This is a genomic window from Pseudomonas syringae pv. cilantro, assembly GCF_001293775.1.
GTDB classification, from domain to species: Bacteria; Pseudomonadota; Gammaproteobacteria; order Pseudomonadales; family Pseudomonadaceae; genus Aquipseudomonas; species Aquipseudomonas syringae_P.
This window is the reverse complement of the sequence record NZ_LGLN01000081.1, coordinates 146,902-155,604: the sequence shown is the minus strand read 5'-3', so window position 1 is coordinate 155,604 and position 8,703 is coordinate 146,902. Positions and strand designations below refer to the sequence as shown.

The following is an 8,703-nucleotide window of genomic DNA, read 5'->3' as shown; positions in this document are numbered from 1 at the left end:
AGAATCGGGAGCACAGNCTCAAGCTTCAATGGCTGGTAGTCAATGGCTGGTTGGGAATGTGGGGTTCATGAGGCGCTTACTGTTCTCCCACGCGGGAGAGTAATTGGATGATAGATGAAATTTCGGACAGGAAATGGGCAATGGAAAGCGAATGCCGAGGGAGTATTGATCGAACTCAAAAGAGCGAATGACAAATTCAAGCAGCGTAAGCAATTCTTCCTTGGATGTTACATTCATGAACAGAGATAGGTAATGCTCGCGCCAATCAGACATGTGTATTTACCAGCCTTGAAGAGTGTAAGGGGTGTGCCTGGGGCCACAGTGTTGGGTTGTTGATGTTGTGATGTGCAAGGAAATTCATTTAAAATAATAAAAAACCAATAACTAATCAGGGTGATGTAAATGCAATCCTTAGCCCCCGATCAGCTAGTGCGTCTGTCTTATGCGGAGTTAGCGGCTTGTCGTTTCAGCCTTCTCTCGCCTGGGTCGACACTAGCCTGACTGTCGAACTAAAAGAACTCGGACTGCCTGTTGCATATGCTGGATACAGTGAATGCGAGTGCCAAGGTCTTGCACCAAAATTGAGCATCGGTTGGTCTTGGTTTAAAGAAACTTTTTCTGGAAAGGCTTTTATATCCTTTCGAACACCTGGCCGCAGTTCGTGAGCGCCTATACTCAAACCTGAACATTGATGAGCTCCGAGCAGGGTGTTCGCAAAGCGTTATAGGACATTGTGATCTTGAGCCCGCGTTCGCTGATCGTTGCGGCGATGCTGGTGGTATTCCTGTAACGCCTGCGTTCGCTTCGGAAAGTTGCTGAACCATTGGCAACCCCGGCGCTCTTGCCATTCGAGCCTCTCGATGTCAGGGCACCAGCGAACAAATTTCGACCATCGTCAGGGCCATCCAGCGCACGTCAGTCAAGGTCAACCTGTAGACCATGACCTGACTGAGCTGGCCAGCTTCAGCCCTGAGCAGGTATTCCGTTGGCCTGCGGGAGGCCGGTACAGATTTGACGTCAGGTGTGGTGGCGGAAGCCATCATGCATTCCTCCGGGTGACGCAGGTGGCGCGGAGCATTGAGGCGCTGGGGTAGAGCGCCTCATTCCGGGAGGAGTCGATAGAGGGCGTGAATTCGTCATCTGTATGGAATATTGTCCAGACAGAGAAGAGCGGTGTCCTCCTGTCGTATTACCTCAGTAAGGACTCGCCGTCGGCCTGACCACAATCTCACTGACATCCACCCCGTCAAGCTGCTTGATCGCATACACAAGCGCCCGCGCAATCGCATCTGCCCCCAGCGCCACTTTCCGAAACGCCTTCATCGCCTCCCGCGCTGTTTCGTCTGAAATCGAGTCCGCCAGTTCTGACTCGACCACACCGGGGCAGACGACGGTTACGCGGATTTTGTCGGTTTCCTGGCGAGGGCCATCGAAGATTGCTCTGACGGCAAACTTGGTTGCGCAATACACCGCAGCGGTCGGGGGAACGGAAAGACCGCCGATGGACGAGATGTTGATGACCTGGCCATATCCCTGCGCTTCCATACTCGGAACAACGGACGTCGGCTCTACGAAATTGCAGTCGGGGACTCGCAGGCGCATCGGGTGACTCGCGCGCTCAACTGGCTGAACAATCATTACGCCGAGCCACTGCGCATCGACGAACTGGCGCGGCTGGCTAACCTGGATAATTCGACGCTGCATCACCGATTCAAGGCGCTGACCGCCATGAGCCCGTTGCATTATCAAAAAAACTGCGCCTGCAAGAGGCGCGGCGGCTGATGATCAATGAGGGCCTGGACGCCTCCAGCGCCTGCTATCGCGTCGGCTATGAAAGCCCTTCGCAATTCAGCAGGGAGTACAGCCGCCAGTTTGGCAGCCCGCCTTCAACGGACGTAAGCCGGGTTCGCCAGATCATCTGATGCAATTGCATGAAATCACTGCCTGGGTGCAGTCAGCCGCGCATATTGATCCTGGCTGATCCATCCCGTGAAGGAGCGGTTGTCAGCATTGATGAACTCGACTTAGCCTGAGCCATCCGAAGGCGGCTAATTCCCACAGAATTTGCCGAAAGGTCACATTGTGGGCTCAAAGGGGAATGAATAAAATCTTGCCTTAACGAATAACGTTAAGCTTTAATCATGATTGTGAGTTTTAGATGTGTGCATACGAGAGACCTTTTTGAACACGGCAAAACCCGGTTATGGGCTCCGATAAAATCAGTTGCCGAGCGCAAACTTGCGATGCTTGATGCCGCAACGTCGATTCTGGATTTGCGCTCTCCTCCGGGCAATCGACTTGAGGCGCTTGATGGGGATCGCTTTGGCCAATACAGCATCCGCATAAACGCTCAATTCAGGATCTGCTTCATTTGGGGCGCTAATGGTCCCGAAAACGTTGAAATCATCGATTACCACTAAGGTGCAGCAATGAACAAAAACGGAATGCGCCCCGTCCATCCAGGCGAAATTCTTAGAGAGGAATACCTAGAGCCTATGCGGCTGACCGCTGCGGCGCTAGCTCGGGCATTAGGTGTTTCAACGCCGACGGTAAATGACATTGTGCTCCAGCGCCGAGGAGTCAGTGCTGATGTGGCGCTGCGTCTGGCCGCATGCCTGGAGACAAGTCCCGAGTTCTGGCTTAACTTGCAGCTTGTCTATGATCTGCGCAAGGCAGAGATCGAGAAGGGCGCGCAGATCCGTGAGCAGGTCAGGTGCCTGGCCCGCTGCGCCTGATACTGCCCACCCGACAGTGCCCTGATAAAAAGCCTTATTCAGCTTTTTCAGCCCCGCCGACCTTCTCTTCCAGTTCGGCCATTTTGGCCTCCAGCGCCTCAAGACGGGCGCGGGTGCGGGCGAGGACGGCCATCTGGCTGTCGAATTCTTCACGGCTGACCAGGTCCAGTTTGCTGAAGCCGCTTTGCAGCAGCGCCTTGAACTGGGTTTCGAATTCGCTGCGCGGTACAGGCGTTTCGCCATTGAACAGGCGCGAGGCGTGGCCGCTGAGGGCGTCGAGGAAAGCTTTGGGCGCGATCATGATGATTTTCCTGAAATCCGATGGGCAGCAGTGTAACACGCAGCGTCTATAGTCATTTCTTGAGGTGTCAAGTGCACGCTTATGGAGCGTCGCCGGATACAGGTGCGCACCATGCTTGTGCGTTGCCTGCGGGCGGCGTCGTTCATTACCGCCCTGAATACGCACAAGAGCCTGTATTCAATGAATATTCACGAGATGGCAAGCTTTCTGCTTAGTGGCTTATGACCCATGCACTGATGCAGTCGCTGTGACGAATGCAGTGCGGCAGGCGGAGCGGGGATGTGTTTCGTCACAAGCGGTTTTCTGGCGTTGGTCTGGCCTGATCAGGCGGCCGACGCGTTACAAAGCCAGACACTGCGCTTAGACTTGAGTCGGGTTTGTTTTCCTGGGGCAAGTCCACCAATTCGGGAGAAAGTTTTCATGAAGCTAGTCACTGCCATCATCAAGCCGTTCAAATTGGATGACGTGCGCGAGTCGTTGTCTGAAATCGGCGTGCAGGGCATCACCGTCACTGAAGTCAAAGGCTTCGGTCGTCAGAAGGGTCACACCGAGCTGTACCGCGGTGCTGAATACGTCGTCGACTTTCTTCCAAAGGTGAAGATCGACGTTGCCATCGATGACAAGGATCTGGATCGTGTCATCGAAGCTATAACCAAGGCCGCCAACACTGGCAAGATCGGTGACGGCAAGATTTTCGTGGTCAATCTGGAACAGGCCATTCGCATCCGTACCGGCGAGACCGATACAGACGCTATTTAAGCCGCCAAACCCCAACGCCCCAGGAGAAAACAATATGACTCTGCGTCAATTCGCAGGGCTCGGTGCCCTGTTGTCCCTCGCAATACCTGGTCTTGCCCTGGCGGCTGATCCAGTGGCCGAGCCGGTGCTGAACTCTGGCGACACCGCATGGATGCTGACCGCGACCGCTCTGGTCCTGTTCATGACCATCCCCGGCCTCGCGCTGTTCTACGGCGGTATGGTTCGCTCGAAAAACATTCTGTCCGTGATGATGCAGTGTTTCGCCATCACGGGCCTGATCAGCATCCTGTGGGTTGTTTACGGTTACAGCATTGCGTTTGACACAACTGGTATGGAAGCGGGCGTCGTCAACTTCAATTCCTTCTTTGGCGGTATGGGTAAAGCGTTCCTGGCGGGTATCACGCCGGCAAGTCTTACCGGTCCCGCTGCATTGTTCCCTGAGGCGGTGTTCGTCACCTTCCAGATGACCTTTGCGATCATCACTCCAGCCCTGATCGTCGGTGCTTTCGCAGAACGCATGAAGTTCTCCGCAATGCTGATGTTCATGGGTATCTGGTTCACGCTGGTCTACGCGCCAATTGCCCACATGGTCTGGGGCGGCGTCGGTGGCTTGATGTGGGACTGGGGCGTTCTGGACTTCGCGGGCGGCACTGTGGTGCATATCAACGCTGGTGTAGCCGGCCTGGTGGCGTGCCTGGTGCTGGGCAAGCGCAAAGGCTTCCCGACCACCCCGATGGCTCCGCACAATCTCGGTTACACCCTGGTCGGCGCAGCAATGCTCTGGGTCGGCTGGTTCGGTTTCAACGCCGGTTCTGCCGCTGCGGCCAACGGCACTGCCGGTATGGCGATGCTGGTGACGCAAATCGCAACAGCTGCCGCCGCACTGGGCTGGATGTTCGCTGAGTGGCTGACGCACGGTAAGCCAAGTGCGCTGGGCATCGCTTCGGGTGTGGTTGCCGGCCTGGTTGCCATTACTCCGGCTGCCGGTACTGTTGGTCCGATGGGGTCTCTGATCATCGGTCTGGCTGCAGGCGTGATCTGCTTCTTCTGCGCCACCAGCCTGAAACGCAAGCTCGGCTACGACGATTCCCTGGACGCCTTCGGTGTGCACGGTATCGGCGGCATCGTCGGCGCGATCCTGACCGGTGTTTTTGCAGCTCCGGCACTGGGCGGCTTTGGCACTGTGACTGACATCGGCGCTCAAGTCTGGATTCAGTTCAAGGGCGTCGCGTTCACCGTCGTCTATACCGCGATCGTGACCTTCATCATCCTCAAGGTACTGGATGCCGTGATGGGTCTGCGGGTCACTGACGAGGAAGAATCGGTTGGTCTGGACCTTGCGCAACACAACGAGCGTGGCTACAACCTGTAAGCAGTAGCCCGCCAAAAAAATGCCCGGTGTCCGGGCATTTTTTTTGTCTGAGGTTTGTGGATAAACCCGGAGTTTTTGCTGTCATTGATCTTGCCCGCGTCAATGATCCCGGTTCGGTGACGCAGCGCAGGTGACGTGGTTGCAGGTGGCTGTGCAGACGTAGTGGTGAGCATTGCCATGACGGTCTTCGTCAACTTGCAGGGAAGCCGGTTTATTGCGCGCTTTGCTTTTTTCTCAGTCGAGTTAGAATGCGCGCCGAAGGTGCGGAGAACGGTATGTGGCATCAATCCAGAATCGCCTTGCGGGCCAGGCCTCGCGGGTTTCATCTGGTTTCCGACGAAATACAGGCAGGCCTGCCTCCGTTGCGGAATTGCCGTGTCGGATTGCTACACTTGTGGCTGCAACATACCTCGGCGTCGTTGACCGTCAACGAAAACGCCGACCCGGCGGTGCGTCGTGACTTCGAGCGTTTTTTCAACCGGCTGGTGCCTCAGGGCGTAGACGGCTACGAACATGACGACGAAGGCCCTGATGACTTGCCCGCACATTTCAAGGCCAGCCTGTTGGGCTGTCAGTTGGTTTTGCCGGTGACGGAAGGTCGACTGGCGCTGGGCACCTGGCAAGGTATTTACCTGGGCGAACATCGAGACGCTGCCGGGTCTCGGAACGTCCTTGCCACCCTCCAGGGTGAATGGACATAACCGCTGGAGTCAGCGGTTGTTGAATTTTTCCGGCCACCTTAGTAATTCCGGGTGGTTGGGCTATAACTAATCAGCTTTCGCAAGTCATGAGGTAGAACATGAGCGACGACATTGATGACGAACTGGTAGACGACGTAGAAGGCGAGGATGACGGTGAGGAGCTTGCAACGGCTTCCCCGGAAGACGAAGCGGTCGAGGTAGACGACTCCGACGTTCCGGCGGCACCCGCCAAAGGCAAGGCCAAGGCCGCAGTTTCGGTCGAGGAATTGCCCAGCGTAGAAGCCAAGAACAAAGAGCGTGATGCACTGGCGCGTGCCATGGAAGAATTCCTGGCGCGTGGCGGCAAGGTGCAGGAAGTGGAGGCCAATGTGGTCGCCGATCCGCCCAAGAAGCCTGAAAACAAGTACGGCAGCCGTCCTATCTGAAGTTGTGACTGCCTTGTGATAAAGAAAAGCCCGCCGTCGCTGCGGGCTTTTTCTTGGGCGCGTGTTGTACGGGGGCGAGGCTACGCCCAGCGGGCGAGTACTTCCGGCAACTGCGACAGGTTATGGATCTCGGCGTCCGGCAGTCTGTCGGCATCCCAGACTTTGCCTTGCGGGTTGTACCAGATGGCTCGCATGCCTGCCTGTTGAGCGCCTGCGATATCGTCGCTGGGGTGGTCACCGACGTGGGCAGCCGCGCTGGCATCGGTCTTGCCGCGTCTGAGCGCTTCGAGAAACAGCGCCGGGTCGGGTTTGCCTATACCCAGGTCTTCGGCGCACAGGGCGAAGGTAAAGTAATCCGCCAGCCCCAGCCGCCGAACATCGGCATTGCCGTTGGTGATCACGCCGAGCGTGAAGGTCTTGGCGAGAATTTCCAGGGTGGGTTGCACGTCCGGGAAAATCTGCACCTGATGGCGGCCATGCAGGAACACTTCAAACGCCTGATCAGCGAGATCCTGCGCTTCGTCGGGCTCGTAACCGGCGTCTTCCAGGGCGTGAAACAGAACACGCCGACGCAGCGCGCTGATCCGGTGCTTCAAGGCTGGATCAGCGGCCACCAGGCGTGAGCGGATTTCCCATAGATGCTCGACGGGAACGGGACCGAGCCTGGGCGCGTGCTCGGCCAGCCAGTCACGCAGTGTGGCTTCGGCACCGACGATCGCCGGTGCGGTATCCCAGAGCGTGTCATCGAGGTCGAACGTCACCAGCTTAATCATCTGCAGATCCTTTACGTTTGGCGCGTGGATGGGCACTGTCATAGACCGTCGCCAGGTGCTGAAAGTCCAGATGCGTGTAGATCTGCGTGGTCTTGATATCGGCGTGGCCGAGCAGCTCCTGCACCGCGCGAAGGTCTTGCGATGACTCCAGCAGATGGCTGGCAAATGAATGACGCAGCATGTGCGGGTGCAGGTTCTGCCCAAGCTCGCGTTCGCCCGCGGCCTTGACCCGGTTCTGCACCGCACGTGAACCGAGCCGTTTGCCGTGCTGGCTGACGAACACTGCGTCGTCCTGCGGGTTGGTCAGGGCGCGCAACGGCAACCAGGACTCCAGCGCCTTGCGCGCCTTGCTGCCGACAGGCAACACGCGTGTCTTGCTGCCTTTGCCGAGCACCTGCACCAGCCCGGCGCGCAGGTCCAGTTGATCAAGGTTGAGGCCGGTCAGTTCGGACAGTCGCAACCCTGACGAATAAAGCAGCTCCAGAATGGCCTGATCACGTTGCGCCAGAAAGTCTTCCTCGACGGCACCGTCGAGCAGTTGCGCAGCGCGGTCGGTGTCCAGGGTCTTGGGCAGGCGTCGCTCGCCTTTGGGCGGCGACAGGCCATTTGCGGGGTCGTGCTGGCAGATGCCTTCCCGATTCAGGTATTTGTAGAACCCACGCACGGCCGATAGCATCCGCGCCAGGCTGCGCGAGGACTGGCCCTGCTGATGCTGGCGGGCCGTGAAACTGCGCAGGTGCTGGATATCCAGATTCGTCCAGCTCGACAGCCCGGCTTTCTGGCAGAACGCGAGCACTTTGCCCAGGTCGCGTCGATAGGCTTCGAGTGTGTGCGGCGACACCTGGCGCTCACTGCGCAGGTGCATGCAGTAGGCATCCAGGTGTTGTTCCATGGCTAGCGAACCGAACGTAGCGAGTGGGCGAAGCGAGGCAGCAGGCGGCTCAGTACGTCAGCGATGTAACTGAGGAACAGCGTACCGACCGAGCTTTTGTAGTGCTGAGGGTCGCGGCTGCCGATGGCCAGCACCCCATGCAGGCCTAAGTGGTTGAGGCTGGCGATGGCGGTCGAGCCGACTTCCCCGGCTTGTTCTGCGCCAAACAGAAAGGCCAGTTCATGCTCGCGCAGGGCGCCGCAGACGATTTTCTCGCCAATCAGGCCGCCGATGGCTTTCTGGGCCTCGGCAGTGCTGACCCAGCGGCCTACCGGCATGGGGTTGTCGCTGAACAGAATCAGGCTGACAAAGGGCACCTGAAAGTCCTGACGCAGGCTGTCTTCCACCGCAATCACCAGTTCGTCCAGGCTTGTAGCGTCCATCAGCGCGAGATTCAGGCGGCGGGTCTTTTCGAACAGCCGGTCGTTGTCGCGTGCGACGTCCATCAGTTGCGAGAGGCGATGGCGCATTTCGATATTGCGTTCGCGCAGCAGCTTGAGCTGACGCTCGACCAGCGAAACGGTGTCGCCACGCTGGTGAGGAATGCGCATCGACACCAGTAGCTCGTCGTGCTCGGCGAAAAACTCGGGATGCTCGAGCAGGAAAGCGATGACCGCTTCTGCTTCAAGGTCTGGCGCTGCGCTATCGACAGGCGATTCGCCGGGGTTGCCGGTGGAAGCTGGAGGCTGGTCGGTCATCGTATGTA

General features: G+C 57.7%; 12 protein-coding genes and 2 pseudogenes. 8 read left to right on the top strand and 6 right to left on the bottom strand.

The window, feature by feature from the left end:
- Positions 1–458 precede the first annotated feature (458 nt).
- On the top strand, positions 459–665 hold the full coding sequence (locus tag ABJ99_RS27760; RefSeq protein ID WP_230081073.1) for a DUF4902 domain-containing protein: 207 nt from the start codon (positions 459–461) through the stop codon (positions 663–665).
- A 198-nt stretch (positions 666–863) separates the two neighbouring features.
- On the opposite strand, the gene ABJ99_RS23205 is transcribed toward ABJ99_RS27760, so the two are convergent.
- Both ABJ99_RS23205 and ABJ99_RS23200 read right to left on the bottom strand, forming a co-directional pair.
- Positions 864–1,043, bottom strand: a complete 180-nt coding sequence (locus ABJ99_RS23205; protein ID WP_054087799.1) for a hypothetical protein — start codon at positions 1,041–1,043, stop codon at positions 864–866.
- Positions 1,044–1,194: 151 nt separating this feature from the next.
- Positions 1,195–1,560, bottom strand: a pseudogene (locus ABJ99_RS23200) (SDR family oxidoreductase); the annotation flags it as partial.
- On the opposite strand from ABJ99_RS23200, the pseudogene ABJ99_RS23195 reads away from it, so the two are divergent.
- From ABJ99_RS23195 to ABJ99_RS23185, 3 genes and pseudogenes are all read left to right on the top strand, one after another.
- Positions 1,552–1,922 (top strand): annotated as a pseudogene (locus ABJ99_RS23195) (helix-turn-helix domain-containing protein); the annotation flags it as partial. The pseudogenes ABJ99_RS23200 and ABJ99_RS23195 sit on opposite strands and share 9 nt — an antisense overlap.
- A 219-nt stretch (positions 1,923–2,141) precedes the next feature.
- Positions 2,142–2,420, top strand: a complete 279-nt coding sequence (locus ABJ99_RS23190) for a type II toxin-antitoxin system RelE/ParE family toxin (RefSeq protein ID WP_054087798.1) — start codon at positions 2,142–2,144, stop codon at positions 2,418–2,420.
- A gap of 9 nt (positions 2,421–2,429) precedes the next feature.
- A complete protein-coding gene (locus ABJ99_RS23185; RefSeq protein WP_054087797.1) occupies positions 2,430–2,735 on the top strand; it encodes a HigA family addiction module antitoxin in 306 nt (101 codons plus the stop codon).
- Between the two features lie 34 nt (positions 2,736–2,769).
- On the opposite strand, the gene ABJ99_RS23180 is transcribed toward ABJ99_RS23185, so the two are convergent.
- On the bottom strand, positions 2,770–3,036 hold the full coding sequence (locus ABJ99_RS23180) for an accessory factor UbiK family protein (protein ID WP_054087796.1): 267 nt from the start codon (positions 3,034–3,036) through the stop codon (positions 2,770–2,772).
- A 420-nt stretch (positions 3,037–3,456) separates the two neighbouring features.
- Between ABJ99_RS23180 and glnK the strand changes: the two genes are divergently transcribed.
- From glnK to ABJ99_RS23160, 4 genes are all read left to right on the top strand, one after another.
- Positions 3,457–3,795 carry a P-II family nitrogen regulator gene (gene glnK, locus ABJ99_RS23175; protein WP_002555808.1) on the top strand — a complete coding sequence of 113 codons (339 nt, stop codon included), beginning with the start codon at positions 3,457–3,459 and terminating at the stop codon, positions 3,793–3,795.
- 34 nt (positions 3,796–3,829) lie between these two features.
- A complete protein-coding gene (locus ABJ99_RS23170) occupies positions 3,830–5,167 on the top strand; it encodes an ammonium transporter (protein WP_054087795.1) in 1,338 nt (445 codons plus the stop codon).
- Between the two features lie 275 nt (positions 5,168–5,442).
- Positions 5,443–5,868, top strand: coding sequence for a secondary thiamine-phosphate synthase enzyme YjbQ (locus tag ABJ99_RS23165; RefSeq protein WP_007253167.1), 426 nt, complete (start codon positions 5,443–5,445; stop codon positions 5,866–5,868).
- A gap of 98 nt (positions 5,869–5,966) precedes the next feature.
- Positions 5,967–6,293 carry a hypothetical protein gene (locus ABJ99_RS23160; protein ID WP_054087794.1) on the top strand — a complete coding sequence of 109 codons (327 nt, stop codon included), beginning with the start codon at positions 5,967–5,969 and terminating at the stop codon, positions 6,291–6,293.
- 80 nt (positions 6,294–6,373) lie between these two features.
- On the opposite strand, the gene ABJ99_RS23155 is transcribed toward ABJ99_RS23160, so the two are convergent.
- Genes ABJ99_RS23155 through ABJ99_RS23145 form a run of 3 tightly spaced genes read right to left on the bottom strand, consistent with a single transcriptional unit; the run spans position 6,374 to position 8,695 of the window.
- Positions 6,374–7,066, bottom strand: a complete 693-nt coding sequence (locus ABJ99_RS23155) for an HAD family hydrolase (RefSeq protein ID WP_054087793.1) — start codon at positions 7,064–7,066, stop codon at positions 6,374–6,376.
- Positions 7,059–7,958, bottom strand: coding sequence for a tyrosine recombinase XerC (gene xerC / locus ABJ99_RS23150; protein ID WP_054087792.1), 900 nt, complete (start codon positions 7,956–7,958; stop codon positions 7,059–7,061). The genes ABJ99_RS23155 and xerC overlap by 8 nt, the downstream gene beginning before the upstream one ends.
- Positions 7,959–7,960: 2 nt before the next feature.
- Positions 7,961–8,695 carry a DUF484 family protein gene (locus ABJ99_RS23145; RefSeq protein ID WP_054087791.1) on the bottom strand — a complete coding sequence of 245 codons (735 nt, stop codon included), beginning with the start codon at positions 8,693–8,695 and terminating at the stop codon, positions 7,961–7,963.
- Positions 8,696–8,703 lie beyond the last annotated feature (8 nt).

Bases quoted from the DNA above. Each gene is read 5' to 3' on its own strand.
- xerC (WP_054087792.1), bottom strand. From the start codon at position 7,958: ATGGAACAACACCTGGATGCCTACTGCATGCACCTGCGCAGTGAGCGC.
- ABJ99_RS23170 (WP_054087795.1), top strand. From the start codon at position 3,830: ATGACTCTGCGTCAATTCGCAGGGCTCGGTGCCCTGTTGTCCCTCGCA.
- ABJ99_RS23205 (WP_054087799.1), bottom strand. From the start codon at position 1,043: ATGATGGCTTCCGCCACCACACCTGACGTCAAATCTGTACCGGCCTCC.
- ABJ99_RS23180 (WP_054087796.1), bottom strand. From the start codon at position 3,036: ATGATCGCGCCCAAAGCTTTCCTCGACGCCCTCAGCGGCCACGCCTCG.
- ABJ99_RS23160 (WP_054087794.1), top strand. From the start codon at position 5,967: ATGAGCGACGACATTGATGACGAACTGGTAGACGACGTAGAAGGCGAG.
- ABJ99_RS23155 (WP_054087793.1), bottom strand. From the start codon at position 7,066: ATGATTAAGCTGGTGACGTTCGACCTCGATGACACGCTCTGGGATACC.
- ABJ99_RS23145 (WP_054087791.1), bottom strand. From the start codon at position 8,695: ATGACCGACCAGCCTCCAGCTTCCACCGGCAACCCCGGCGAATCGCCT.
- ABJ99_RS23165 (WP_007253167.1), top strand. From the start codon at position 5,443: ATGTGGCATCAATCCAGAATCGCCTTGCGGGCCAGGCCTCGCGGGTTT.
- glnK (WP_002555808.1), top strand. From the start codon at position 3,457: ATGAAGCTAGTCACTGCCATCATCAAGCCGTTCAAATTGGATGACGTG.
- ABJ99_RS23190 (WP_054087798.1), top strand. From the start codon at position 2,142: ATGATTGTGAGTTTTAGATGTGTGCATACGAGAGACCTTTTTGAACAC.
- ABJ99_RS23185 (WP_054087797.1), top strand. From the start codon at position 2,430: ATGAACAAAAACGGAATGCGCCCCGTCCATCCAGGCGAAATTCTTAGA.